We start from the raw sequence: 24,968 nt of genomic DNA, 5'->3' as shown, positions 1-24,968 counted from the left end.
ATGTCGCCAGCCATTCCTCTCCTGCTCGCCCTTGGGTTGGGCCTGATTGCATGGCTGGCGGCGCGTTCCAAGGCCTGGATGTTCAAGCGCGCGGCCCCGGCGGGTACGCGCGCTCCGCTGCATTCGCTGCCCAATTACCATGGCTGGTACGTCGCGCTATGGACGGTGGTTCCCGCCGCCCTGTTTGCAATTGTCTGGAATGGCATCAGTCCTGGCCTGATCCTGACCCAAGTAACCAGCAACCCGGCCGCAGCCAGTCTTCCGGCCTTCGGGATTGAACGCGATTCGATCCTGGCTGAGGCCTATGCCGTTGCGGCTGGCACTGCTTTTGGAGCCTTCAACCCGGCAGCCAACGCACTGGTTCAGCCGTTCCGCGAGGCCTTGGCTCTCTATGGAACGATCGGGGTCGTCGTTACCCTGCTGCTTGGGCTGATTGGCGGTGCCTATGCCTTCCTCAAGCTTCGCGCGAATTTCACAGCTCGCACCCGGGTCGAACGGGCTGTCATGATGGCTCTGCTCATGGCTTCGCTGGTTGCGATCCTCACGACCTTTGGGATCGTCGCCTCGCTGCTGTTCGAAACGATCCGCTTCTTCGGCTTCGTCAGCCCCGGTGAATTTCTGTTCGGCACCCATTGGGGGCCCGATCCGATGGCCACTCCGGGGGCCAACCTGGGGCAGGATTATGGCGCGCTGCCGCTGTTCTGGGGCACGATCTTCATCGGCGCGATCATCGCCATGCTGGTCGCTATCCCGCTGGGCCTGATGAGCGCGATCTACCTTACGCAGTATGCCAGCGCCAATGTCCGCAAGTGGATGAAACCGCTGCTTGAAATCCTCGCGGGTGTCCCGACCGTGGTTTACGGCTATTTCGCCGCACTGACTGTCGCCCCGTTGGTGCGCGATGCCGCGCAGGCTGCCGGCATCGCCAGCGCCTCCAGCGAAAGCGCAATGGCCGCGGGCCTTGTCATGGGGATCATGATCATTCCGTTTGTCTCGTCGATGGCCGATGACAGCATCGCCGCGGTCCCGCAGGCGATGCGTGATGGCAGCCTAGCGATGGGCGCCACAACCTCGGAAACGATCAAGAAGGTGCTGATCCCGGCCGCCCTTCCGGGCATTGTCGCCGGGGTCATGCTCGCCGTCAGCCGTGCGATTGGGGAAACAATGATCGTGGTGATGGCTGCAGGCGCGACTGCGCGCCTCACGGCCAACCCGTTCGAATCGATGACCACGGTGACATTCCAGATCGTTGCCATGCTGACCGGCGAAGGCAGCTTCGATCACCCGGCAACGCTATCCGCCTTTGCATTGGGCTTCGTGCTGTTCTGCGTCACCCTCGCCCTTAACTTTATCGCCCTGCGCGTCGTAAAGCGGTTCCGCGAAGCCTATGAGTAACGTCTCCTCCGCCCGCCTGAAGGCCCGCTATGCCGCCGAGCGCCGCTTCCGCGCGCTGGGTCTGATAGCTGTGCTCTTCTCTGCGCTGGTCCTGGCCTTCCTGCTCGTTACGATGACTGCCAACGCGGTTGGCGGGTTCAAGCGGGCTGAATTGCGCTTTCCGGTTAATCTTGCTGCTAGCGGGATGACCGTAGATCCGGCCAACCTCTCCTCCGGCGATGCTGTCTCGCAGCTTGAAACCGCTGGGCTGCCTGATGTTGTGACCGCAGCCGCGGCCTCGGCGCTTGGCGTCAATGCCGCAGCAGAGCTTGATCCACAGGCCTGGCGTGAACTCGCAATGACAATCGCAGCCGACCCGCAGTCGCTCCGTGGCTCGGTCAATGCGGAATTGCCCGCCAGCGACGACCTGGCCGCAGCACTGCGTGGCGATGGCGCTTCGGATGACCTCAAGGCGATGGCCGCCAAACTGCGCGCCGAAGGTAAGCTCGCCCAAGCCTGGGATCTGGGCTTCCTGACCCGCGCCGATGCCACCGGCCCGCAGGCAGTCGGGATCTGGGGAGCGCTCAAGGGTTCGATGTTGACGATGCTGATTACCCTCGTCCTCGCCTTCCCAATCGGTGTGTTGGCAGCGGTTTATCTTGAGGAATATGCCCCAAAGAACCGCTGGACCGACATTATCGAAGTATCGATCAACAACCTGGCCGCCGTTCCTTCGATCATCTTTGGCCTGCTTGGACTGGCAGTGTTCCTGACCATCTTCCCGAACTACCGGTCTGCTCCGTTGATCGGGGGCATGACCCTTGCGCTGATGACCATGCCGGTGATCGTCATTTCGGGGCGCAACGCGATCAAGGCCGTGCCGCCTTCGATCCGCGATGCCGCGCTGGCTGTAGGGGCCAGCCGGGTCCAGACCGTGTTCCACCATGTCCTGCCGCTGGCCCTGCCCGGTATTCTTACCGGCACCATCATCGGCATGGCCCGCGCCCTGGGCGAAACCGCGCCGCTGCTGATGATCGGCATGCGGGCCTTCGTAGCTACACCGCCGGAAGGGTTCACTTCGCCGGCCTCGGTTCTCCCGGTCCAGATCTTCCTCTGGTCCGATGAAATTGACCGCGGCTTCGTTGAGCGGACCTCGGCCGCGATCATCGTCCTGCTGGCATTCCTGCTGGTGATGAACGGCCTCGCCATCTACCTTCGCAACCGTTTCGAGAAACGCTGGTAATGACCACGACCCATTCCCTTGATCCCGTGAACGCCAAGATCAGTGCGCGCAACGTCTCCATTTTCTACGGAGAGAAGCGCGCGATCGACGACGTTTCGATCGACATCCCGACCGACTATGTCACGGCCTTCATCGGCCCGTCGGGCTGCGGCAAGTCAACCTTCCTGCGCTCACTCAACCGGATGAACGATACGATCGTTGGCGCCCGGGTAGAAGGTGAGATCACGCTCGACGGCGAAGACATTTACAAGTCCGGCATGGACGTGGTGCAATTGCGCGCCCGGGTCGGGATGGTGTTCCAGAAGCCCAACCCTTTCCCCAAGTCGATCTATGAAAACATCGCCTATGGCCCGCGCATCCACGGCCTTTCAGGCAGCAAGGCTGATCTCGACAATATCGTCGAAAAATCGCTGAAGCGCGCCGGCCTGTGGGACGAAGTCAAAGACCGGCTGACTGACAGCGGCACGGCCCTGTCTGGCGGTCAGCAGCAGCGCCTGTGCATCGCCCGCGCGATTGCGGTCGATCCTGAAGTTATCCTGATGGACGAGCCCTGCTCGGCGCTCGATCCGATCGCCACGGCCCGTATCGAGGAGCTGATTGGCGAACTGAAGGGCCGTTACGCCATCGTTATCGTCACCCACTCGATGCAGCAGGCCGCGCGCGTTTCGCAGCGTACGGCCTTTTTCCACCTCGGCAAAATGGTGGAATACGGCAAGACCAGCGATATCTTCACCAATCCCCGCGAAGAGCGGACCAAGGATTACATCACGGGACGGTACGGCTGATGGCACAGGAACACACAGTCAAAGCCTTTGACGAAGACATCACCCGCCTGCGGGGCCTGATCGCCGAAATGGGCGGCCTGGCCGAAGTCTCTCTGGCCGAGGCGATGGAGGCTCTGGTCAAGGGCAACAGCGAACTCGCCAAGGGCGTGATCGCCCGTGACAAGCGGATCGACGCCCTGGAAGCCGAGGTCGACAAGCTGGCAATTCGCGTGATCGCCCTGCGCGCACCGATGGCCGATGACCTGCGCGAAGTGATCGCGGCGCTGAAAATCGCCGGCGTGGTCGAACGGATTGGCGACTATGCCAAGAACATCGCCAAAAGCACCGATAAGATCGAACATCGCAAGAAGTTCGATCCACTGACCCTGATCCCGGCCATGGCCGAAGTGGCCGGTGAGATGGTCCACGATGTGATGACCGCCTTTGCCGCGCGCGATGCTGCCCTGGCAACCGAGATCGTGGCCCGCGATGACAAGGTCGATGCCTTCTACAATTCGATCTTCCGCAACCTCGTCAGCCATATGATCGAGAACCCCACCTCGATCAGCAGCGCAGCCGAACTGCTGTTCGTCGCCCGCAACATCGAGCGGATTGGTGACCATGCCACCAACGTGGCCGAAATGGTCCACTATGCGGCAACGGGCTCTTACTTGACCGACCGGGAAGATACGACCGGGGCCTGACAGCTGAACACCCGTTTGCTATCGCTGCGCCACCCCGCACCTGCTTCGCCGGTCGGTGACTTCGCGCGCGGGGCGGTTGTGAAGCCGCGCTCTGTCACGCAATTGCAATCAAACCGCTCCAACGGCTTTGGCAGTGCGATTGATGGAGCGTACTTTAGATGAGCAAGCCGCGCCTTCTGCTGGTTGAGGATGATCCGGCGCTGGCCGAGCTGCTGGAATTCCGTTTCACTGCGGAAGGCTATGCCGTAACCGTCACCCCCGATGGTGATGAAGCCCTGTTGCTCGCCCAGGAAGAATCCCCGGATCTGGTCGTGCTGGACTGGATGGTCGAAGGCACCAGCGGGATCGAAGTCTGCCGCCGCCTGCGCCGGGACAAGGCCACCGCCCATGTTCCAATCATCATGCTGACCGCCCGCGGCGCCGAGGATGACAAGATCCGCGGCCTTGAAACAGGGGCGGACGACTATCTCACCAAGCCATTCTCTCCGCGCGAACTAATCGCCCGGGTTGGCGCCATTATGCGGCGGATCCGCCCGGCGCTCGCAGGGGAGACGATCACGGTCGGCGATCTCTCGCTCGATGCCACGGCGCACAAGGTTACGCGGCGCGGTCAGGTGATCCAGCTTGGTCCCACCGAGTTCCGCCTGCTGAAGTTCTTCATGGAGCACCCCGGTCGGGTCTTCAGCCGCGGCCAGCTGCTCGATGCTGTCTGGGGCACCGAAAGCGAGATCGAACTTCGCACGGTTGATGTCCATATCCGCCGCCTGCGCAAGGGTATCGAACTGGACGGCGCGCCCGATCCGGTACGGACCGTTCGTTCGGCGGGCTATGCTCTGGAAGCGGTCTGAGAGTTCCCCAAGCAGGCATTTGCTGATCAATGAAAATCCCGCGATTTCGGGATGACCCGCGCATCGCGGGGATGACCGGCACGATGGTAAGGGGATAGGCGCCCCTGGATAGGCCGTCGAACCTCATCCGCGCGGTCCAGTGTCGGCGGCAGAAGATCATCCGATAGCGCATGGAGTGCCGAGGTAGCGTCGGTCAGGTGAGTGGCGATCACGTGGACCACCTCGTCATCGTATTCGACCCGGCCCTTCACCTCGATCAGCCGCGCGCCCATGATCACCTTGCGCTGTTTCTCCATCAGGTCAGGCCAGATCACCAGGTTCACCACCCCGGTCTCGTCCTCCAGCGTGATGAAGCAGACGCCCTTGGCGCTGCCTGGACGCTGGCGGATCAGCACAACGCCCGCCACCTGTACCGCCGAACGGTATTTGCGTTCCCGCAGTTCCGAGGCGCGGACAAAGCCCCGGTCGGCCAGGCTGGCGCGCAGGAAGGCCAGCGGATGGGCCTTCAGGCTCAGCCGCTGGGTCTGGTAATCGGCCACCACCTCTTCCGACAGGGGCATAGCCGGCAGGCGGGTGGCGCTGCGCTCCGTCCCCTCGTCGCGCGCGGCCATGGCGGCGAACAACGGAAGGTCGGGCGCGGTGACCAGACTGCGCGCATCCCACAGTGCCTGCCGGCGGGTCAGCCCCAACGAATTGAAACAGTCCGCCGCAGCCAGCCGCTCAATCAATGCCGGTGACAGCCCGGCCCGCTCCTTGAGTTCGCGCACATCGCGAAATGACCCCGTCTCCCGCGCCGCGACGATCCGCGCGGCGGCAGCCTCGGGGAAACCATCGACCTGACGCAGGCCAAGGCGCAGGGCGCCGTCCTCGAGCGCATTGTCCCACCCGCTGGCATTCACATCGACCGGCAGCACCGCCACACCGTGCTCGCGCGCATCGCGGACGATCTGGGCCGGTGCATAAAATCCCATCGGCTGTGAATTAAGCAGCGCGCAGGCGAAAGCCGCCGGGTAATGGCACTTTAGCCACGACGAGACATAGACCAGCAAGGCAAAGCTGGCGGCGTGGCTTTCCGGAAAGCCGTATTCGCCAAAGCCCTTGATCTGGCTGAAGCAGCGCGTGGCAAAGTCCGGATCATAACCGCGCGCCACCATCCGCCCGACCATCAGGTCTTCCAGTTCATGCACCATGCCGCGGCTGCGGAAAGTGGCCATGGCCTTGCGCAGCCGGTTGGCCTCCAGGCTGGAGAACTTGGCAGCATCGAGCGCGATCTTCATCGCCTGTTCCTGGAAGATCGGCACCCCCAGCGTGCGGCCGAGGATGGAGGTCAACTCATCGGGCGGGCCATGGGCCGGACCCGGAGCGGGAATCGCTACCGCTTCGGCCCCGCGCCGCCGCTTGAGATAGGGGTGGACCATGTCGCCCTGGATCGGCCCGGGACGGACAATCGCCACCTCGATCACCAGGTCATAGAAGCAGCGCGGCCTGAGGCGCGGCAGCATGTTCATCTGCGCCCGGCTTTCAACCTGGAAAACGCCCAGCGAATCCCCCCGGCACAGCATGTCGTAAACCGCCGGATCCTCTCGCGGGACCGTGGCGAGCACCAGGTCCTGCCCGTGAGACCCTCGCAACAGATCGAGGCATTTGCGGATGCAGGTCAGCATGCCCAGCGCCAGCACATCGACCTTGAGGATGCCCAGGGCGTCGATATCGTCCTTGTCCCATTCGATGAAGCTGCGATCAGCCATGGCGCCGTTGCCTATCGGCACGGTTTCGGTCAGCGCCCCCTCGGTCAGGATGAATCCCCCGACATGTTGCGATAAATGTCTCGGCATTCCAATCATCTGCTGCGTTAATGTAAGAACGCGCTTAAGATGAGGGTCGCTGATATTCAGGCCGGTTTCAGCCATGTGTCGCTCCTCGATCGAACGGCCGTAACTGCCCCAGACCGTGCGTGCGAGCATGCTGGTCACATCCTCGGACAGGCCCATCGCCTTGCCGACTTCGCGGATCGCCATGCGCGGACGATAGTGGATCACCGTGGCGCACAGGCCGGCGCGGTGGCGGCCATACTTCTCGTAGATGTGTTGGATCACCTCCTCGCGCCGCTCATGCTCGAAATCGACGTCGATATCGGGGGGCTCGTCGCGATCCTCGGAAATGAAGCGCTCGAACAGCAGCGCATGCTCGACCGGATTGACCGAGGTGATCCCCAGGCAGAAGCACACCGCCGAATTGGCCGCCGAGCCGCGCCCCTGGCACAGGATCGGCGGCTGGCGGCTACGGGCGAAATCGACGATTTCCTTGATGGTCAGGAAGTACTGCGCGAGTTGCTTCTTGCCGATCAGCGCGAGTTCCTTGTGCAGTGTCTCGGCCACGCTTTCCGGCACACCGGTGGGGTAATGCAGCGCCGCCCCTTCCCAGGTCAGCCGCTCCAGATAGGCCTGGGCATCGAGCCCATCGGGATAGTCCTGCCGCGGATATTCATAGCGCAGCTCATCCAGGCTGAACCGGCAGGCATCGGCCAGTTCCCGCGCCGCGCCGATCGCATGGGGCCAGCGCGCGAACAGCCGCTGCATCGCTTCGGGCGATTTCAGGTGCCGTTCGGCATTGGCTTCAAGCAAATGCCCGGCTGCCGCAACCGTGGTCTTGTGTCGGATCGCCGTCATCACATCGTGCAGCGGGCGGCGCTGAGGCGCGTGATAGAGCACCTGGTTGGTGGCGAGCAGCGAAAGACCTTGCGCTTTCGCCAGGGCGTCGAGCCGGGCAATCCGGGCCAGGTCATCGCCAGTGTAGAGATAGCTGGCAGCCAGGTAGCGCAGACCGGGCAAGCAGGCGACCAGGTGCGGGAGCAGATCCGGGAACGGGGCGGTGAGCAAGGACGGCTCACGCATAGACGCAAAGGCGCGAAGATCTTTTGCCTGCTCCCTATCGTCATCTCCGCGAAGGCGGGGATCCAGCTTTGGCGCAGGAGATGGGTCTCCGCCTTCGCGGGGATGACAATGGATTTTTGCGCTTTGCGTATTTGCGTCTTTGCGCGAGTCAAATCGCGAAAAGGGAACCACATTGCTATCCACCGCGATGGTGAACCGCGCATCCAGATCATCCGGCGGCATCAGCACCAGGTGCAGCCCCTCCGCATGCTCTGCCAGCAGAGCCAGGTCGATGTCGCAGGCGCCCTTGCCCTGCCATTCGCCGTCCAGCGTGCTCATTCGCCCGGTCGAGATCAGGCGGCAGAGCCGGCCATAGGCAGCGCGGTCCGATGGGTAGGCCAGGAACCCCAGCCCTTCGACCGTTTCGATCCGGCAGCCGATCACCGGGGTCAGTCCCAATGCCTTGGCCTCGGCATGGATCCGCACCACCCCGGCCATGGTATTGGCATCGGCAATCCCGATCGCGTCATAGCCCAGCGCCCGCGCCGTGGTGACAAGATCAACCGCATCAGATGCTCCGCGCAGGAAGGAAAAGCAGCTGACCAGTCCCAGCTCGACGAACGGGGCGCGCGACGGCGGGCCAAGGCCAGGCTGCGGACTGGCTCTTCGGCGTTCAGGAGTAAGCGGGGCCTCAGGCATAGAGCCCCTGCAGGAACCATTCGGGAATACCGCCCCGGCCATCATCGGGCAGGCCATTGCGGTAGATCCAGTAACGCCGCCCTTCCCCGTCCTCGATCCGGTAATAGTCACGCAGCCGCACGGTGGAGCGTTCGCGCCACCATTCCGGCGCGATCCGCTCTGGCCCCTCGGCCCGGGCGATCTCGTGCACCTGCCCGCGCCAGCGGAACCGCCGCGGCAGGCCATCGGGGCTGGCATAGAGCACGGCAATCGGTTCAGCCCGGTCAAGCAGCTTCAGGGGGCGATGTCCTTGTCCAGCCTCACGGCTGGAAGCTGCATCGGCCAGCCGGTGCAGCAAGCCATCAACGGATGTCGATGGCGCACCCAACAAGGAAACCCATTTCTGGGCGCGTTCCGGCACATGGCTGGCACGCGGGGTCGGCCGCCGCACAGCATCAGGACCAAGCCGGATCACCAGCCGGTCAATACAGGCGGCAAGCGAAGTGCCATGCGCCTCCGCCGCCGCCTCGAAATCACGCTGGCTGAGCGGCAATGGCTCGGTCCAGGGCGCGCGCAGGCGGGCCAGTTCGATCCCAAAGCCCGCGTCGAGATCGTCAAGCTTGCGGCCGAACAAGGCGGCGATATGGGCCGGATCACGGCTGGCGGCGGCGAGTTCGAGGCGGCGCTGCAGCACCTCGCCATCAACCTTCCACAGCGCCAGCTCCAGCCGCCGCGCGCCCAGCGCCCGCCCTTCCAGCACCCGCACCAGATCGGCGCAGAGATCGCCCAGCACCTGATCGAGCAGGCTGCGGTGGCGGATTGGCTCCATCAGCCGCCGCTGGACCAACGGGACGTCGACCGGCAGGACCGGCAGCAAGGGTTCCGGGACCCGGCCCAGCAACTGGTCGAGCCGGATCAGCGGATTGGCCGCGGGTGCCTTGTGGTTGCGGAACCGCCGCGCCAGCGCATCGCGCGCAACGCCAGACAGCTCCCCAATCCGCTTGAGGCCGAGCCGCCGCAGTACCAGCACGGTGGCCGGATCGAGGCGCAATGCTGCGACGGGGAGAGCATCGAGATTGTCACCGGGATGCAGAATTGCCCCTTCCTGCCCATAATGCGCCAAGGCCCAGGCCGCCCCGGCAGTCGGCGCAATCGCCAGCCGGGCAGCAAAGCCCCGCGCCGCTAGCGACTGCGCGGCATCCTTGATCAGGCCGGCTTCCCCTCCGAACAGATGCGCCACGCCGGTCACGTCAACCACCAGCCCATCGGGCAGGTCAAGCGCCGACCACGGCCCCCAGCGCTGCGCCCACAGCGCAAGGGCTTCCAAGGCGGCGCGGTCGCCCACCGGATCGGCCGGGCTAACGGCCAGCGCCGGACACAGTGCGCGCGCATCGGCCAGGACGGTGCCCACTTGCACACCCTCCGCCAACGCAGCCGCGTTCGCCGCGGTAATCCGCGGGCCGTGCGCAGTCTCGCTGATCAGGGCATGGGGAACAGCATCGCCGCCTTCCCCCGCGCGCAGTCCTTCAGCCAGCCGCCAGCGGTCGATCGCCAACCGCACCAGCCAGATCGACAGGATGCGTCGACTGCTGGGCCGGCTGGGCGATGAGGGCCTGTCCGTCATCGCGCAGGATCCATTCTCCGGGCGGGTGATTGCGGGCGCGGAACAGTTCGGCGCGCCAGGCAGCAGTGCCGGGCGCCTGCGCGTTCCAGCGCGGCGGGAGCGAGGCGGCCGGGCGCAGGGCCCAGCGCTGGCGGGCAGAAGACAGGTCGCGCCCTGCCCCCACCCGCACCAGCCACAGCGGCACGCCATGCTTTTCCGCCATCAGGCTGAGCCGGCGCTGGGCGGTGAGGGAAAGTGCGCGGGGATTGCCGGCGATCTCCCCCACCACAAAAGCCAGATCGCGGCAGCGCAACCCTTCTTCCAGCGCGAACAGCGCATCCTCGGGCGTGGTGACGGCAACATGAACCAACCTGTGGCGCAGTGCGCGCGGCAGGCCGGGGCGATAGGGCCGGCCGGTTTGCCGCAAGCTGGCACGATCCTGCACCCACAGCCAGGGTCGCTCATCGCCAGGCAGGGTACGGTGGCCTTCCAGCGCCAGGGCAAAGGCCGCCCCGGCACAGTCCTGCGCCCCGGTAAACAACTCGGCATGGGTCGCTCCGCCCGATGCGGGGGCAAGCACATCGGGCAAAATCGGCACAGGGGCGGGAACAGCGGCAATCATCGAATCGGGACCTTTCGTTCCTATTATGTTCCATTTTACAGAACAGGCAAGGGAACTCCGCTCCGGATGCCAGCCAGGAAAAAGGCCGCTTCCCTTGCAGGAAGCGGCCCCTCTCTCCCCACCCCTACGGGTGAACTGGAATGCCTCAGTCGAGCTTGGCGCCCGGCAGCGGCGGAACCGGCTGCGGCGGGATGCCGGCATCCTGTTCGTGCACTTCAACCAGACCGCGGCCAACGTGGCTCTTGCGGCGGCCATAAGAGAAATAGACCACCAGGCCGATCGCCGCCCAGCCCAGGAACATCAGTTCCGTATAGCCCGAGAGGTTGAAGAACAGGTAGGCGCAGCCGGCTACAGCAGCCGGACCGACCACCCAGACGATCGGCGTGCGGAACGGACGATGACGATCCGGCGCAGTGCGGCGCAGGATGATCACACCGATTGCCACGGTCATGAAGGCGAACAGCGTGCCCGAGTTCGAGATGTCAGCCAGCTGGCCAACCGGGAAGAAGGCTGCGGCGGCCGTCACGAAGACGCCGGTGATCATGGTCACCACGTGCGGCGTCTTGAACTTCGGGTGCACCTTGGCCAGGCCTTCAGGCAACAGACCATCGCGGGCCATCACGAAGAAGATGCGGGTCTGGCCGAACAACATCATCAGCACCACCGAAGGCAGCGCCAGGAAGGCAGCCAGGCCGATCAGGTTACCGACATTGACGTACCCGATCTCACGCAGAACGTGGGCCAGCGCTTCATCCGAACAGACCAGCGGGGTGTTGCCCGCACCAGCCAGCGCGGCGCACTGAGCCTGAAGTTCCTTGCTACCCGTAGCCAGCGCCTGCCCGGCGGCATCAACCACCGGCTGCGCGCCAACGGCACCGATCGCACCAGCAGCAACCAGCAAGTAGAAGATGGTGCAGATCACCAGGCTGCCGATCAGGCCGATCGGCATGTTGCGCTGCGGGTTCTTGGTTTCCTCGGCCGCGGTCGAAACCGCATCGAAGCCGACATAGGCAAAGAAGATCGAAGCCGCAGCTGCCGAAACCCCACCAAAGCCCAGCGGCGCGAAGGGTTCAAAGTTCTCCATCTTCATCACTGGCACAGCCAGGATGATGAAGGCGGTCAGCGCGACGATCTTGATCACCACCAGCACGGCGTTGAACGTGGCCGATTCCTTGGTGCCGACTACCAGCAGCGCGGTAACCGCCAGCGCGATGAACACAGCCGGCAGGTTAATCCCGCCGCCCACAGCGGCAAGCGCGCCCTTGGTAAAGAAGGTTGGCAGCTCTATCCCCAACCCGGATTGCACCAGGCCAATGAAATAGTTGGACCACCCGACCGACACGGCCGAGGCCGCGATCGCATATTCGAGGATCAGCGCCCAGCCGACGATCCAGGCCACGATTTCGCCCATCGAGGCGTAGGAATAGGTGTAAGCGGAGCCGGAAACCGGCACCATTGACGCCATTTCAGCATAGCAGAGCGCCGCCACGGCACAGACGAAACCGGCGATGATGAAGCTTATCATCATGCCCGGCCCAGCCTTTTGCGCGGCTTCCGCAGTCAGCACGAAAATCCCGGTGCCGATGATGGCCCCGATCCCGAGCATGGTCAGCTGGAAGGCACCGAGCGAGCGGTGCAGCGATTTCTTTTCGGCTGTGGCCAGAATGGCGTCGAGTGATTTGACGCGACCGAACAACATGCAATTCCCCTAGAATTAACGAGGCCGGTTACGCTTTGCGCCCGGCCTTCCTGTCCCTGGTGCAGGAAGCTAGCGGCAACCCAGCCATTGGCAAGCGCAAATCGCCGCACTTCCCCAGCTTTGCGAGACAGTCTAAAGGCCACTCCCATGTCCACGACCTTCCAGCTCGATACAGCGACCAGTCGCGCCAATCCCACCCCGGCGCCCATGAAGCGCCTGACGATCCCCGCGATCCGCAAGCGCAAGGTGGATGGAGTCACGGCCGATCCCGTCGTCATGCTCACCGCCTATACTGCGCGGCAGGCGCAATTGCTCGATGCCCATTGCGATCTGCTGCTGGTCGGGGACTCGCTGGGCCAGGTCATCTATGGCCTACCTTCGTCAGTGCCGGTGACGCTCGACATGATGGCGGCGCATGGCGCGGCCGTGGTGCGCGGATCCTATCACGCCGCGGTCGTGGTCGACATGCCATTCGGAGCCTATGAGGCTTCACCCCAGCAGGCCTTTGAAAGCGCCGCCCGGCTGCTCAAGGAAACCGGGTGCGCAGCGGTAAAGCTTGAAGGTGGTGCGGCCATGGCTGAAACCGTTGCCTTCCTGACCCAGCGCGGCATTCCGGTGATGGGCCACGTCGGGCTGACCCCGCAGGCAGTCAACGTGCTGGGTGGCTACAATGCCCGCGGCCGCAGCGATGCTGAAGCCGCCAAGATTGTGACTGACGCCCAGGCGCTCGATCAGGCCGGGGCCTTTGCCATCGTGGTCGAAGGCGTGGTCGAACCGATCGCCATTGAAGTGACCAAGGCCGTATCCTGCCCCACCATCGGCATCGGCGCCTCGGCCCAGTGCGATGGCCAGGTTCTGGTGACCGAAGACATGCTCGGCATGTTCGACCGCGTTCCCCGTTTCGTTAAACGGTACGAGGAGATCGCCGAAACGATCTCTGCCGCGGCAGCCCGCTATGCCGCCGAAGTTCGGGACAGATCGTTCCCGGGCATTGAACAGACTTACCAGCCGAAATAGGAACGCCCCCATGCTGATGCGTTTCTATAAAGGTTCGATCCTCTTCACCCTCGCCTGTCTGGCGCTTGGTGTCTGGTACGGCTGGACCATGACCGGTAACATTGCCGCGACCGCCTCGATGTTGTGGATCATCCTGGTCCTCTCGATCCTCGAAGTATCGCTCTCGTTCGACAACGCTGTCGTGAACGCGGCGGTTTTGAAGGACATGGACGATGTCTGGCAACGCCGGTTTCTCACCTGGGGCATGGTCATTGCCGTCTTCGGAATGCGGATCGTCTTCCCGCTGGCCATCGTGGCCATTGCCGCAGGACTTGGGCCGATGGACGCCCTTCAGCTTTCCCTGAACAACCCGGCTGAATACGAACGGATAGTCAGCAGCGCCCATGTCGGGATTGCCGGCTTTGGGGGAGCTTTCCTGGCCATGGTTGGCTTGTCGTTCTTCTTCGATGGCGAAAAGGACGTACACTGGATCGAATGGATTGAGGAAAAGCTTTCGCTCGTCTCCAACATCAAGGCTGCCGAAATCGCGCTGCTGTTGCTGGTTCTCTATGCCATCTCAGGAATGCTGCCGGCAGATGAGGCGCTGACCTTCATGGTTGCGGGCGTGCTGGGCCTGGTCACATTTATTGCCGTAGAGGCGATCAGTACGATCCTGGAAATGCGCGAAGAAGCGCTGAAACTGCAGGGCGCGGTAGTGCGCTCGGGCCTGGGCGGGTTCCTCTACCTCAATATCCTTGACGCCTCGTTCAGCTTCGACGGCGTGATCGGCGCCTTCGCCCTGTCCAACAACATGGTGATCATTGCGCTGGGCCTGTCGATCGGCGCGATGTTCGTGCGTTCGATGACGATCCACCTGGTCAAGCAAGGCACCCTGGCGGAATATCGCTATCTTGAGCACGGCGCCTTCTGGGCGATCATCGCCCTGGGCGTGATCATGCTGCTTTCGGCCAAGTTCCACATTCCTGAAACGGTCACTGGGCTGATTGGTGCGGTGCTGATCGGTCTGTCGCTGTGGTGGTCGATCCGCCACAACCGGCGTTATCCGGACGGCGAAATCGAAAGCGCTATGCGGGCCGATTGAGCCGCGCCGCAATTGGCGCGGCAATCACCAGCTGAACCAGATGATAAAGCAGGATCGGCAGCAGCACGATCCCGGCTGCAGCGGGCGCGAATAGCACGGTTGCCAGCGGTGCCCCCATCGCGATGCTTTTCTGGGCACCGGCAAACAGGAAGCTGATCCGGTTGGCACGATCGAGCCGGACCGAGCCGCCAACCAGCCAGGCCCCGAAATGGCCGAAGACCAGAAACAACGCGGTACCACCGGCAAGCCAGGTCCAGCCTACCGCATCGATCCGTTCCCAGAACCGCTGCACGACAGCACCCGAAAAGGCGACATAAACTGCAATCGCGATCGATGTTCGATCCATCCGGGTCACCAGTGGGCGATGCCCGGCCACCCAGGCGCCCAGCTTCCCCTGCAAGGCCTGCCCCAGCAGGAAGGGGATCAGCAGGATCGTCACGACCTTGACCAGCCCTTCAGCGCGGAACTCTGCAGCCCCGCTTCCAGCCAACAGCGAAAACAGCGGCGCCGTGATGAAGACGCCGAGGATATTCAGCAAGGCCGCCGCAACGACCGAGCTTGCGACATTGCCACCCGCCAGTGACGAATAGGCCGTAGCCGACTGCACGGTTGAAGGCAGGCAGCCAAGGTAAAGAAATCCCAAGGCAAGCAAATGCGGCATCCAGCCCTGCCCGCCCTGCCAAAGTAGCCAGCCGGCCAGCCCCATTGCCCCGAAAACCCAGCCAACAAGCGGCCAGAGCAGCCGGTGGTTGCCCATGCCGGCGCGCACATCGCCGCGCGGCAGCCGCAGGCCATTGAGGAAGAACAGCAGGAAAACTGCCCCGTTGGCGACGAACTGCGCCAGGTCCCTCGCGGCACCCTGCACCGGCAAAACCAGCGCCAGGCCAATCGCCAGCGCGAGCAGCCGCACCATCGGGTCGATGCGGCTAAGCAAGGGATCAGCGCCCGGCCAGCTTTACAGCCGGTGCCGGCGTAACAGAGAACCGCGGTGCCGGAGCTGGTTGAACCATGCCGCCATCCTCCACGAAGGTGCTGCGTGCCACATTGTGCGGATGCTTTGGCGCTTCCTTGAGGCTCAGCACAGGGGCAAAGCAGATGTCAGTGCCGTCCATGATCGCGCACCATTCGTCGCGGGTCTTGGTTAGGATCAGCGCAGTCATCCGCTCCTTGAGTTCATCCCACTTCATCGGGTTCATCTGCTGCGCAAAGTCCGGATCGCCAGCAAGGCCCGTTTTCTCGAGCAGCAGCGCATAGAACTGCGGCTCGATCGAACCGAGCGAAATGTACTTGCCGTCGCGGGTTTCATAAGTGTCATAGAAGTGCGTGCCGCTGTCGAGCAGGTTGACCCCCCGCTCATCGCGCCACTGGCCATTGCCCAGGAAGGTATAGGTCATGGCTGAAAGGATCGCCGCACCATCAACCATGGCGCAGTCCACCACCTGCCCCGGCCCACCCGAGCGGGCATGGAGGATCGCGGCAACCACGCCAAACGCCAGCATCATGCCGCCGCCGCCAAAGTCACCCACGGCATTTACCGGGAAGCTGGGCTTCTCCCCTTTGCGGCCATAGGAGTGGAGAGCGCCGGAAAGCGCTATGTAATTGATGTCATGCCCGGCCAGGGGCGCCATCGGCCCATCCTGGCCCCAACCGGTCATCCGCCCAATCACCAGCTTGGGATTTACCTCCAGCAGGACATCTGGGCCGATCCCCATGCGTTCGATTACGCCGGGGCGATACCCCTCGATCATGGCATCGGCGGTCTTCACAAGCGCCTTGAGCTGTTCGATTGCTGCGGGATCCTTCAGATCAAGCTCGATCCGTTCGCGGTTGCGATTAAGGATGTCACGATTGCCGCTATCGCCAAAGCGGCTGGCCGTTCCAGGGCGCTCGACCCGGATTACCCGCGCTCCGTGGTCGGCCAGCATCATGCCGCAGAATGGCCCCGGGCCGATCCCTGCCAGCTCGATCACGGTAACCCCAGCCAGAACCCCAGACATGTCGCTTCCTCCAAAAATTTAATCGCGCGATTAGTTTTGGCGAGAGCCGTGCGGATTGTCGAGTGGAAAGCGCCCCGATGTTAATCCCGATGTTCGTTGACTTGCATGACCGTTGGGTTGGTGCTGCCGATTGCCTGAGCCTTGTTAAGCAAGCTGGCAGCCTGCGTCGGATCCGGTCCTAGCCTCGACAGCACCAATCCCAGCGCATGGGCCGCATCCGGGCTGGAACGGTGCTGGCGATAGGCAGCTGTTGCCGAAGTGAGCGCCGCTTGCGGATCGCCGCCCTGCAATTGCGCCAGGGCCAAGTCGGCCAGTAACCGGGGGTCGCTCAGTCCTTGGCGCCGGTTCGCATTAGCCAAAAGCATGCTGGCCCGGTGCCAATCCCTGTTCTGCACAGCAGCCTGAGCGGCCAATCGCGGAGCCAAAAGGCTGTCAGGAAATGCCGCAAGGTACCGATCCGCCATGCTCAGAGCTTCCACACCCCCGACAGCATAGGCAAACCGAAGCATCAGCCATTCGGGATATCGCAACCCAGCGGCCTGTCGATAGGCCATGATAGCGGCTTCATGCCCACCCTGCAGCAAGGCAGCATCACCGGCGGCAACAAAAGACTCAAACGAGCCGAAACTGGTGCCGAAATCGGGGCGCTCGCGCATCGGCAGCGGTTCAAGGTTGGCAGTCGCCGCGCGATCAAGCAGCATCCCTGCCGTTTCACGATCGCCTGTGCGTTCATTGCCAGCGGCCCGCAAGCGCCAGACCGTCGTGCTCGGTCTTGATGAGCAGCAAGCCAGCAGGACTGCCTGTCATATCGGCCAGCACCCGGATCACACGCTCGTGCAATGACCCGGCCCCCGGTTCCACGCTGGCCATCGTCCGGGTGAAGCGGAGCCACTCTTCTCGATAATCATAGCGGTGCTGAAATAGGTGCTTGGTCAGCGTAACCCGCAGCCAGCCCCTTATGCCGCTTGAACTAGCGAACACCGCGAGGGCGATCACGGCAGCACCAACAAAGACCAAAAGCAACTCGCCGGTCAGTTCCTGCCCGATCCAGGCCAGCCACCGGGCAATCGTCACCATGAAGACCAGATAGGCACCAATCAGCATCAGCGAGGCGGATTGAAACATTACCGCGCGCGACGGGCTGAACCGCAGCGCGTCGCTTCCGCGGCTCAGGCCAATTCCCAGCAACACCCCAAATCCCAGAGCTCCAAGGCCACGGATCGCGATCAACCCGCTCAAACTGTCGGCCAAGAGGTAGGTGATGGTGTGATGATTGAGATCGAACACCCATAACATGGCAAAAGCCAGCGCGGGCCAACGCAGCGCCAGCCGGGTCTCGACACTTGCACCACTGTAAAGGTTGTGGACCAGAGCAAGACCGCCTGTCGCCACGAGGATGCGAAACAGCGTCACAGTCTGGAAGGCCATATCCGCCCAATTTCCGTGAGTGAGATAGGCCTGAAAGATAGACAGCAGCGACCACATCAGCTGCAGAAGTTCCACAAATCCAACTGCCAGCAACAGGGGGCGAACCGCCGCAAGGCTCTTGTGCCGGCCATCAACGGCGAAGAGCCGATAGATTGCAAACAGCCAGGCCAGATTGCGCAAGCAGTCGACCAGTTCGGCTGAGCTTGACGCTGGCCCACAGCAATCATCGCGCCAAGCATCACACCGGCCTGACCGGCCAACTGCCAGAACCGGTCTGCGATCGAGCCTGGATCCATCCCAATCTGTTCTGCACGCAGGCGCCAAGACAAGTCTCCCGCCAGGTAAAGCAGAACCACATCGAGTACCCCGACCAGGAATACCGCATGGGAGATGTAATGCTTGAACAGCCGGATCATTCGCCCTGCAACCCTGAGAACCTCCGGGCTTGCTTAACGGGCACTTATGAAATGTCGGTAAACCTTACAGCGACTTCAGTCGGCGAAGGCGAACGGGGTCAATCCGCGCGACCGCTCATCAAAGGCTAAAGCGACCCCCCGCGGCGGAAGCGAGCGCTGAGCACAATCCTTTTGGTGGCAACCCGCGCAGCCGGGCCCGATCGGGATTGCATTTGCGGTTTCGAGTGAAAGCCCCCGCGCCTGCGCCAGGGTTCCTGCCAAGCCCGCTTCAATGCCAAGCGCAACAACGAATCGTGGCCCTTCGGCGCCGGGCGCGCTGCTTCCCTCAACGGTCCGGGCGATGGTCAGCCACTGGCTGGCGGTGCCGCTGGGTTCAACAAAGCTGGCAAGCTGCACGCACAGTTGCCCCGTCTGCTCAAAGGCGCGATGCGCAACCCAGAGAGGGCAACCGGTATCGCTATCAAGCAACGCCGTTCCGCTGGCCCCAGCATAGCGCTTCGAGAATTGCCCCGCCCGGTCGACGCGGGCCATGAAGAACGGCAGCCCACGCTGGCCAACGCGTTGCAGCGTGGTTAGTCGGTGGGCCAATTGCTCAAATCCCACGCCAAAGCGGCGCTGCAGGATCGGCAGGTCGTAGCCCGTGGCCTCGCAGGCGCGGATCAGCCGGCCATAGGGCATCAACACGGCAGCGGCAAAATAGGCGGTCAGGTGACGGCGAAACAGCCGCCATGCCGCCCGGTCCGCAAACTGCGCGCCATTGGCAATCGCAGTGATTTCGTCGCGCTGTTCCAGCAGTGCAAGTTGCAGTGCGATCTGGAAATTGCGCGACGCCGGATCGAGCAGCTCTGAAAGCTGCAACTGGCGGGCATGAAGATCGAGCCGCCGCAACGCGTCAGGCATGACCTCCACGGGCAACGTGCGCACCGCAAGCTGGTGCTTCTGACGCAGCCGTTCGGTCAGTGCGGCTCCCATATCGGGGTTGGATAGCCGGAGTTCATCCGCCAGCGCCTCAGCTGCAGCATCCAGGTCAGGGAAATGGTTACGCCAGCGTTCGATCTCACGCCGCACCAACTCCATTGGCTCGTCCGCCGCTCCTGATGCGCTACCGCCGCCGCTGCTATCGAACAGCCGTGCAAAGGCGATCGCGGCCTGGGGTGCGGCACTAAGCCATTCGGCAATCTCATCGCGGTCAATCGCCAGATCGGCAAAGCGCGCATCGGCCAAGCGGCGGCGCAGACCGTCAATCCCACCAACGGCCTCATCCTGGCGCAGGCTGCGGGGGTCAAAATCATAGGCTTCGGCCAGCCGCACCAGCAGGCGCGCAGTCAGCGGGCGCTGGTTGCGCTCAACCAAGTTAAGGTAACTCGCGGATATCCCAAGCTGCGCAGCCATTGCTGACTGGGTCAAACCTTCGCGCTTGCGCAAGCGGCGCACGGCAGGTCCCGCGAGGAGCATGGTTTCGGCCATAACCACTTTTGTAACTTTATTTACAATATTGCAAGCATAAGGCGAATTCGATCCGCTGTTAGACAAGTTTTTTTGTAATTTGTTGGACAGCGACTCAGATAGACTGGGTTAGGCCGGGGCCGTTCAAACCCTTGGAGGTTCCCCGTGTCCTACACCGATACCATCACCGCCGCTGACGCCCAGATCAGCCGTTTCGCCAATTGGGATGGGATCGATGCTGAATCGGTCGCCCGCATGCAGCTGCAGAACCGTTTCAAGACTGGTCTGGAGATTGCCAAGTATACCGCCAAGATCATGCGCGCCGACATGGCTGCCTATGACGCGGATCCGGCGAACTACACGCAGTCGCTGGGCTGCTGGCACGGTTTCATCGGGCAGCAGAAGCTCATCTCGATCAAGAAGCACTTCGGCACCACCAAGGGCCGTTACCTTTACCTCTCGGGCTGGATGATTGCCGCGTTGCGCAGTGAATTCGGCCCCCTGCCCGACCAGTCGATGCACGAAAAGACCAGCGTTCCGGCGCTGATCGAGGAACTCTACACCTTCCTGCGCCAGGCCGACGCGCGCGAACTGGGCATGATCTTCCGCGAACTGGACGATGCCCGCAAGGCCGGCGATGCAGTAACGGCCAAGGCAATCCAGGCCCGGATCGACAACTATGAAACCCACGTGGTGCCAATCATCGCCGATATTGACGCCGGGTTCGGCAATGCCGAGGCAACCTATCTCCTTGCCAAGAAGATGATCGAAGCAGGCGCCTGCGCGATCCAGATCGAAAACCAGGTTTCGGACGAAAAGCAGTGCGGCCACCAGGACGGCAAGGTTACCGTCCCGCACGAAGACTTCCTCGCAAAGATCCGCGCAGTCCGGTATGCCTTCATGGAACTGGGCGTGGACGATGGCATCATCGTCGCCCGCACTGACTCGCTCGGCGCCGGCTTGACCAAGCAGATCGCCTACACCCGTGAAGCCGGTGACATCGGCGATCAGTACAACAGCTTCCTCGATTGCGACGAAGTGACTGAAATCGCCCACGGCGAAGTTCTGATCAGCCGGGACGGAAAGCTGCTTCGACCAAAGCGCCTGCCCAGCAATCTCTTCCAGTTCCGCACCGGAACCGGCGAGGATCGCTGCGTGCTCGATTGCATCACCAGCCTTCAGAACGGCGCAGACCTGCTGTGGATCGAAACCGAAAAGCCGCACATCGGCCAGATCGGCGGCATGGTCAGCCGCATCCGCGAAGTCATCCCAAATGCCAAGCTGGTCTATAATAACTCGCCCAGCTTCAATTGGACGCTCAACTTCCGTCAGCAGGTCTTCGATGCCTGGCAGCAGGAAGGCCGCGACCTGTCTGCCTATGACCGCACCAAATTGATGAGCGTGGATTATGACGGCACCGATCTGGCTGCCGAAGCCGATGAACGCATCCGCACCTTCCAGCGCGATGCCGCAGCCCAGGCTGGGATCTTCCACCACCTGATCACCCTGCCAACCTATCACACCGCCGCGCTCAGCACTGATAACCTGGCGAAGGAATACTTCGGTGAGCAGGGCATGCTGGGTTACGTCAAGGGCGTGCAGCGTCAGGAAATCCGCCAGGGCATTGCCTGCGTGAAGCACCAGAACATGTCCGGTTCGGACATTGGTGACGATCACAAGGAATACTTCGCCGGTGAAGCCGCACTCAAGGCCGGCGGTGAGCACAACACAATGAACCAGTTCGCGGCCTGAGGCCCCTCAACCAAGTAACTCGCAGCAAGGAGAAGGTACGATGACAACCATGACCGCTACCGAAACCCGCGAACCGCAGCGCGCCCGCGCACTGCTTTCGACGGCGGACTTCCAGCTGCTCCGGGCAGCCCTGGCCAGCCACGCCAGGGCCGTAGAGGCCCCGGAAGAGATCGCGCGGATCAACGCGCTCTACCATCGGCTCGGCACTTACAACTGAGCCTCCATTCTCCTGGGGAGGAGAAACGACGGCCGTCGGGGTGCCCCTTTCACCCTGGCGGCCGTTAACTGTTTCATAACCATATCAAAAAAATCGGACTTTAACTTTTGGGCGTTAAGCCGGTCCCATGCGCCGCGCTGCACCAGATCTGCCCATTTCGCCCAAGCTGCTGAAGCATTTTGCCGTGGTTACTCTGGCTTTAACCGCAGTGCTCGCCGTGTTCGCAAACGAGCAGGAATGGGGTGCCAAGGCCCAGATTAAGACCATTACGGATCGAAACCAGCTACTGAAAACCGAAGCGGAAAAGTTTGGACCGCGCGCGCTGGTGAACAATTTCAAGATCGCGAATAGCGCTGGGAAGGCCAGCTCCTGGGGTGATGATCAACCGGCATCTCCCCCGGAGACGGTGATCAGCTATGATCGCACCAGCGACCATAGCTCGGCTCCCCTCCCACTACGCCTTTCCAGTGAAGGCCCATTTGTGCCGGACCTGCCCCAAAAACCCGGCGCGAGCATTACAGTTACCGGCATGGACGCAGAAGACTTGCCCAATGCCGATCCCAAAAAAAAGAAGCGCAAGACCGGCGAGCAGTACCGCCCGATCAGCCCGGAAGAACTTGAAGCGTTGAAAGCGGCATCACGCCTGCGCTCGGGCGCACCGTACAACGAAGGCGAGTAATCCTCAGAAGCACTCCCGGCCCAGGTATTCGCGGCTGTCAGCGCTGATGATGGCCGCATGGCCATAGTTCGAGTGGTCAATCACCAGCATCGCGTTGCCCTCGCCCGACCGCCAGGCGGCAATCGCGGCATCATTGAAATCAAAGTGCAGGAAGTGAACCGCGCTAGCCTTGCCATCGCTTTCACGGGTGCGTTCAACATCGCCTTCAGCGCGCGCCTTGATCACCTGGCCGCCGACCTGGATCGAGATATGATCCTCAACCCCACCGATTGTGCGCAGGAAGGCATCGCGGCGCACCGGATCCTCGATCTCGAACAGCAGGGTGCAGGTCAGCTCGCGGCCCTTGGGCACCATCGGATCATAGGCTGACAGCTCGTCCACCAGCTGGTCCGAGCCGCCCTTTTCAATCCGCAGCATTTCCTGAACCTGAAGCCACATCGAATCCCAGGTTTCGAACAGTGCCGTTGCATGCGGGCCAACGCCCATACGGGTCAGCTTTTTGCGCAGCAGTGCTTCCTGCTTCTTGTCATTGCGGATCAGCTCATAGCGATCCAGCGGCAGGATATCATCGGCAGTAATGGTGCGGGCGTTTCGTGGCATGATCTTTACAGTCCATAAGCCTGGGCCATCACCTCGATGGGGTGGCCGATGCGGTCGGGCGCTTGCGCCCCAGTGGTTTCGATCACCTGCTTAAGGTGCGGGCCAGCCAGCGGGCATTCGCTGACAATCACGTCGGGCTCGCTCTTCAACAGGTTTCGCGCGGCGGGCTTGCCCACCTTTACAGCGCGATCAAAGTTCTCCTTGAATATCCCCCACTTGCCGCCATGGCCCGAGCAACGCTCGGTCAGTGCGGGCTTGGCTTCGGGGATCAGCTTGAGCATTTCCATTGCCTTCGGCCCCATGTTCTGGGCGCGGGCGTGGCAGGCAAAGTGCACGGCGATCGACGCCGGCATGGCTTCGATCGGCGCGAGCCCCGTCTCCTTCGACAACGCCACGACATATTCGGACACATCAAAGCAGTGCTTGCTGAGCAGCTTCACCGCCTCGTTCTCCGGCTCGATCAGCGGCCATTCGAACTTCAGCATCAACGCGCAGGACGTGGTGAGCGGAACAATGTCCCAGCCCTGTTCGATCAGCGGCTGGAAGAAGGCGGAAATGCGGGTCGCGGCGCTGGCCACGGCGGGAAGGTCGCCGTTCTCGAACTTCGGCATGGCACAGCAGTCAGGGTATTCCACCCGCACCTGCACGCCGTTGTGCGCCAGCACCTTGATCGCGGCCTCGCCGGGGGTACCGTCGTTAAAGTTGTCATGGCAACCAGCGTAGAGCACCACCTTCTTGCCAAAAGCCGGGCCATCCGGGTTCGGCTGCGGGATGATACCGGCGGCCTTGTTGACCAGCGGCACTTCGGCAAAAGTCGGCACGTGAGCACGGCGATCGATCCCGAGGGTCGATTCCATCAGCCCGCGGGTCATGCCGTTGTCCGGGTCAGTCGCCCAGTTGGCAAGCCCGGCAACGGCTGAACCCAGCTTGCCGTTGCGCGTCATCTTCGCGAGTTCGCGGTCTGCCAGCGAGGTTTCACCCTTGCGGTTTTCGATCGCGCGGGCCCGCAGCATAAGGTGTGGGAAATCCAGGTCAAAGCTGTGCGGCGGCACATAGGGGCACTTGGTCAGGAAGCACATGTCACACAGCGTGCAGGCGTCAACGACGGCCTGAAGCTGCGGCTTGGTCAGGTCCTCGACTTCCTCGTTCGGGCTCTCGTCAATCGAGTCGAACAGGATCGGAAAGCTGTCGCACAGGTTGAAGCACCGCCGGCAACCATGACAGATGTCATAGACGCGGCGCAGCTCGGCATCGAGCGCGGCTTCATCGTACCAGGCTTCATCCTGCCACGGGATAACGTGGCGGATCGGCGCCTCAAGGCTGCCTTCCATATCGAGAACCCCTGTATTCAAGAATCAAACGCCGCCCCGGGACAATCCCGAGGCGGCGCTAATGCATCACGCGTCAGCGAGAAGCGTGTCGAGCGTCTTCTGGAACTTACCAGCGTGGCTCTTTTCAGCCTTCGCCAGGGTTTCGAACCAGTCAGCAATTTCATCGAAACCTTCGTCGCGGGCGGTCTTGGCCATGCCCGGGTACATATCGGTGTACTCGTGGGTTTCGCCGGCGATCGAAGCCTTCAGGTTGGCAACAGTATCACCGATCGGTTCGCCGGTGGCCGGGTCGCCGCATTCTTCGAGGTATTCGAGGTGGCCGTGAGCGTGGCCGGTTTCGCCTTCCGCGGTCGAGCGGAACACGGCGGCAACGTCGTTGTGACCTTCGATGTCGGCCTTCTGTGCGAAGTACAGGTAGCGGCGGTTCGCCTGGCTTTCACCAGCGAAGGCTGCCTTGAGGTTTTCCTCGGTCTTCGAGCCCTTGAGTCCCATGTTGTGTCTCCTTTGGCGGGGAATCGTGACACTTGCGCAATGCGCAATCGCCCCCTTTAAATCCAAAGGAAATTTCCGCGCCCAGTAATCGACAAACCCGATCA

General features: G+C 62.6%; 23 protein-coding genes. 10 read left to right on the top strand and 13 right to left on the bottom strand.

The features are described 5' to 3' along the window. The 5 genes from pstC (at position 1) to phoB (ending at position 4,933) form a co-directional block, all read left to right on the top strand. Positions 1-1,395, top strand: a complete 1,395-nt coding sequence (pstC, locus tag RQP55_RS05940; protein WP_315609261.1) for a phosphate ABC transporter permease subunit PstC — start codon at positions 1-3, stop codon at positions 1,393-1,395. Continuing rightward, positions 1,388-2,617: a phosphate ABC transporter permease PstA gene (pstA, locus tag RQP55_RS05935; RefSeq protein WP_315609260.1), complete on the top strand. Its 1,230-nt coding sequence runs from the start codon at positions 1,388-1,390 to the stop codon at positions 2,615-2,617. Before pstC ends, pstA begins: the two co-directional genes overlap by 8 nt. Next, on the top strand, positions 2,617-3,402 hold the full coding sequence (gene pstB / locus RQP55_RS05930) for a phosphate ABC transporter ATP-binding protein PstB (protein ID WP_315609259.1): 786 nt from the start codon (positions 2,617-2,619) through the stop codon (positions 3,400-3,402). The genes pstA and pstB overlap by 1 nt, the downstream gene beginning before the upstream one ends. Further along, positions 3,402-4,085: a phosphate signaling complex protein PhoU gene (gene phoU, locus RQP55_RS05925; protein WP_315609258.1), complete on the top strand. Its 684-nt coding sequence runs from the start codon at positions 3,402-3,404 to the stop codon at positions 4,083-4,085. The genes pstB and phoU overlap by 1 nt, the downstream gene beginning before the upstream one ends. 158 nt (positions 4,086-4,243) lie before the next feature. Beyond that, positions 4,244-4,933, top strand: coding sequence for a phosphate regulon transcriptional regulator PhoB (gene phoB / locus RQP55_RS05920; RefSeq protein ID WP_315609257.1), 690 nt, complete (start codon positions 4,244-4,246; stop codon positions 4,931-4,933). A 26-nt stretch (positions 4,934-4,959) separates the two neighbouring features. On the opposite strand, the gene RQP55_RS05915 is transcribed toward phoB, so the two are convergent. From RQP55_RS05915 to RQP55_RS05900, 4 genes are all read right to left on the bottom strand, one after another. Next, positions 4,960-8,505: an error-prone DNA polymerase gene (locus tag RQP55_RS05915; protein ID WP_315609256.1), complete on the bottom strand. Its 3,546-nt coding sequence runs from the start codon at positions 8,503-8,505 to the stop codon at positions 4,960-4,962. After that, on the bottom strand, positions 8,498-10,108 hold the full coding sequence (locus RQP55_RS05910) for a DUF6504 family protein (RefSeq protein ID WP_315609255.1): 1,611 nt from the start codon (positions 10,106-10,108) through the stop codon (positions 8,498-8,500). The genes RQP55_RS05915 and RQP55_RS05910 overlap by 8 nt, the downstream gene beginning before the upstream one ends. Further along, positions 10,011-10,685 carry a hypothetical protein gene (locus RQP55_RS05905; RefSeq protein WP_315609254.1) on the bottom strand — a complete coding sequence of 225 codons (675 nt, stop codon included), beginning with the start codon at positions 10,683-10,685 and terminating at the stop codon, positions 10,011-10,013. Before RQP55_RS05905 ends, RQP55_RS05910 begins: the two co-directional genes overlap by 98 nt. Positions 10,686-10,854: 169 nt before the next feature. Next, complete coding sequence (locus RQP55_RS05900) at positions 10,855-12,408, bottom strand: amino acid permease (protein ID WP_315609253.1); 1,554 nt, start codon at positions 12,406-12,408, stop codon at positions 10,855-10,857. A gap of 147 nt (positions 12,409-12,555) precedes the next feature. On the opposite strand from RQP55_RS05900, the gene panB reads away from it, so the two are divergent. Both panB and RQP55_RS05890 read left to right on the top strand, forming a co-directional pair. Beyond that, positions 12,556-13,425, top strand: a complete 870-nt coding sequence (panB, locus tag RQP55_RS05895; protein WP_315609252.1) for a 3-methyl-2-oxobutanoate hydroxymethyltransferase — start codon at positions 12,556-12,558, stop codon at positions 13,423-13,425. Positions 13,426-13,435: 10 nt separating this feature from the next. Further along, positions 13,436-14,506, top strand: a complete 1,071-nt coding sequence (locus RQP55_RS05890; protein ID WP_410000269.1) for a DUF475 domain-containing protein — start codon at positions 13,436-13,438, stop codon at positions 14,504-14,506. Here RQP55_RS05890 and RQP55_RS05885 read toward each other — a convergent pair. The 6 genes from RQP55_RS05885 to RQP55_RS05860 form a co-directional block, all read right to left on the bottom strand. Beyond that, complete coding sequence (locus RQP55_RS05885; protein ID WP_315609251.1) at positions 14,490-15,419, bottom strand: bile acid:sodium symporter family protein; 930 nt, start codon at positions 15,417-15,419, stop codon at positions 14,490-14,492. The two genes, RQP55_RS05890 and RQP55_RS05885, sit on opposite strands and share 17 nt — an antisense overlap. 25 nt (positions 15,420-15,444) lie before the next feature. Then, entirely contained in the window at positions 15,445-16,503 is a 1,059-nt protein-coding gene (locus RQP55_RS05880) for a CaiB/BaiF CoA-transferase family protein (RefSeq protein ID WP_315609250.1), read from the bottom strand. 80 nt (positions 16,504-16,583) lie between these two features. Next, positions 16,584-17,204, bottom strand: coding sequence for a hypothetical protein (locus tag RQP55_RS05875; protein WP_315609249.1), 621 nt, complete (start codon positions 17,202-17,204; stop codon positions 16,584-16,586). A 28-nt stretch (positions 17,205-17,232) separates the two neighbouring features. Further along, positions 17,233-18,024 (bottom strand): hypothetical protein, encoded by a 792-nt coding sequence (locus RQP55_RS05870; protein ID WP_315609248.1) that lies wholly within the window; start codon positions 18,022-18,024, stop codon positions 17,233-17,235. Further along, a complete protein-coding gene (locus tag RQP55_RS05865; protein ID WP_315609247.1) occupies positions 17,988-18,347 on the bottom strand; it encodes a hypothetical protein in 360 nt (119 codons plus the stop codon). Before RQP55_RS05865 ends, RQP55_RS05870 begins: the two co-directional genes overlap by 37 nt. 75 nt (positions 18,348-18,422) lie before the next feature. Next, positions 18,423-19,814: a short-chain fatty acyl-CoA regulator family protein gene (locus tag RQP55_RS05860; protein WP_315609246.1), complete on the bottom strand. Its 1,392-nt coding sequence runs from the start codon at positions 19,812-19,814 to the stop codon at positions 18,423-18,425. 144 nt (positions 19,815-19,958) lie between these two features. Between RQP55_RS05860 and RQP55_RS05855 the strand changes: the two genes are divergently transcribed. The 3 genes from RQP55_RS05855 to RQP55_RS05845 all read left to right on the top strand — a co-directional run bounded on the left by RQP55_RS05855 (position 19,959) and on the right by RQP55_RS05845 (position 22,441). After that, positions 19,959-21,545, top strand: coding sequence for an isocitrate lyase (locus tag RQP55_RS05855; protein ID WP_315609245.1), 1,587 nt, complete (start codon positions 19,959-19,961; stop codon positions 21,543-21,545). A gap of 40 nt (positions 21,546-21,585) precedes the next feature. Then, on the top strand, positions 21,586-21,762 hold the full coding sequence (locus tag RQP55_RS05850) for a hypothetical protein (protein WP_315609302.1): 177 nt from the start codon (positions 21,586-21,588) through the stop codon (positions 21,760-21,762). Positions 21,763-21,889: 127 nt separating this feature from the next. Beyond that, entirely contained in the window at positions 21,890-22,441 is a 552-nt protein-coding gene (locus tag RQP55_RS05845; RefSeq protein ID WP_315609244.1) for a hypothetical protein, read from the top strand. A 3-nt stretch (positions 22,442-22,444) separates the two neighbouring features. On the opposite strand, the gene RQP55_RS05840 is transcribed toward RQP55_RS05845, so the two are convergent. The 3 genes from RQP55_RS05840 to RQP55_RS05830 all read right to left on the bottom strand — a co-directional run bounded on the left by RQP55_RS05840 (position 22,445) and on the right by RQP55_RS05830 (position 24,864). Next, on the bottom strand, positions 22,445-23,041 hold the full coding sequence (locus tag RQP55_RS05840; protein ID WP_315609243.1) for a DUF3501 family protein: 597 nt from the start codon (positions 23,039-23,041) through the stop codon (positions 22,445-22,447). Positions 23,042-23,046: 5 nt separating this feature from the next. Then, the gene (locus RQP55_RS05835) at positions 23,047-24,372 is read right to left on the bottom strand and encodes a heterodisulfide reductase-related iron-sulfur binding cluster (protein WP_315609242.1); all 1,326 of its coding nucleotides are present in this window, start codon (positions 24,370-24,372) and stop codon (positions 23,047-23,049) included. 66 nt (positions 24,373-24,438) lie between these two features. Then, a complete protein-coding gene (locus RQP55_RS05830) occupies positions 24,439-24,864 on the bottom strand; it encodes a rubrerythrin family protein (protein ID WP_315609241.1) in 426 nt (141 codons plus the stop codon). Positions 24,865-24,968: the final 104 nt, after the last annotated feature.

Origin of the sequence: Novosphingobium sp. APW14, from assembly GCF_032337075.1 — a bacterium.
In the GTDB taxonomy this organism is placed as follows: domain Bacteria; phylum Pseudomonadota; class Alphaproteobacteria; order Sphingomonadales; family Sphingomonadaceae; genus Novosphingobium.
Note: the sequence above shows the minus strand (reverse complement) of the source record. Positions and strands in the feature narration are given on the sequence as shown.

What these genes read in the sequence shown, in the direction of transcription:
- pstC (WP_315609261.1), top strand. Translation starts at nt 1, where the DNA reads ATGTCGCCAGCCATTCCTCTCCTGCTCGCCCTTGGGTTGGGCCTGATT.
- pstA (WP_315609260.1), top strand. Translation starts at nt 1,388, where the DNA reads ATGAGTAACGTCTCCTCCGCCCGCCTGAAGGCCCGCTATGCCGCCGAG.
- pstB (WP_315609259.1), top strand. Translation starts at nt 2,617, where the DNA reads ATGACCACGACCCATTCCCTTGATCCCGTGAACGCCAAGATCAGTGCG.
- phoU (WP_315609258.1), top strand. Translation starts at nt 3,402, where the DNA reads ATGGCACAGGAACACACAGTCAAAGCCTTTGACGAAGACATCACCCGC.
- phoB (WP_315609257.1), top strand. Translation starts at nt 4,244, where the DNA reads ATGAGCAAGCCGCGCCTTCTGCTGGTTGAGGATGATCCGGCGCTGGCC.
- RQP55_RS05915 (WP_315609256.1), bottom strand. Translation starts at nt 8,505, where the DNA reads ATGCCTGAGGCCCCGCTTACTCCTGAACGCCGAAGAGCCAGTCCGCAG.
- RQP55_RS05910 (WP_315609255.1), bottom strand. Translation starts at nt 10,108, where the DNA reads ATGACGGACAGGCCCTCATCGCCCAGCCGGCCCAGCAGTCGACGCATC.
- RQP55_RS05900 (WP_315609253.1), bottom strand. Translation starts at nt 12,408, where the DNA reads ATGTTGTTCGGTCGCGTCAAATCACTCGACGCCATTCTGGCCACAGCC.
- panB (WP_315609252.1), top strand. Translation starts at nt 12,556, where the DNA reads ATGTCCACGACCTTCCAGCTCGATACAGCGACCAGTCGCGCCAATCCC.
- RQP55_RS05890 (WP_410000269.1), top strand. Translation starts at nt 13,436, where the DNA reads ATGCTGATGCGTTTCTATAAAGGTTCGATCCTCTTCACCCTCGCCTGT.
- RQP55_RS05885 (WP_315609251.1), bottom strand. Translation starts at nt 15,419, where the DNA reads ATGGTGCGGCTGCTCGCGCTGGCGATTGGCCTGGCGCTGGTTTTGCCG.
- RQP55_RS05880 (WP_315609250.1), bottom strand. Translation starts at nt 16,503, where the DNA reads ATGTCTGGGGTTCTGGCTGGGGTTACCGTGATCGAGCTGGCAGGGATC.
- RQP55_RS05875 (WP_315609249.1), bottom strand. Translation starts at nt 17,204, where the DNA reads ATGCTGCTTGATCGCGCGGCGACTGCCAACCTTGAACCGCTGCCGATG.
- RQP55_RS05865 (WP_315609247.1), bottom strand. Translation starts at nt 18,347, where the DNA reads ATGATCCGGCTGTTCAAGCATTACATCTCCCATGCGGTATTCCTGGTC.
- RQP55_RS05860 (WP_315609246.1), bottom strand. Translation starts at nt 19,814, where the DNA reads ATGGCCGAAACCATGCTCCTCGCGGGACCTGCCGTGCGCCGCTTGCGC.
- RQP55_RS05850 (WP_315609302.1), top strand. Translation starts at nt 21,586, where the DNA reads ATGACAACCATGACCGCTACCGAAACCCGCGAACCGCAGCGCGCCCGC.
- RQP55_RS05845 (WP_315609244.1), top strand. Translation starts at nt 21,890, where the DNA reads ATGCGCCGCGCTGCACCAGATCTGCCCATTTCGCCCAAGCTGCTGAAG.
- RQP55_RS05840 (WP_315609243.1), bottom strand. Translation starts at nt 23,041, where the DNA reads ATGCCACGAAACGCCCGCACCATTACTGCCGATGATATCCTGCCGCTG.
- RQP55_RS05835 (WP_315609242.1), bottom strand. Translation starts at nt 24,372, where the DNA reads ATGGAAGGCAGCCTTGAGGCGCCGATCCGCCACGTTATCCCGTGGCAG.
- RQP55_RS05830 (WP_315609241.1), bottom strand. Translation starts at nt 24,864, where the DNA reads ATGGGACTCAAGGGCTCGAAGACCGAGGAAAACCTCAAGGCAGCCTTC.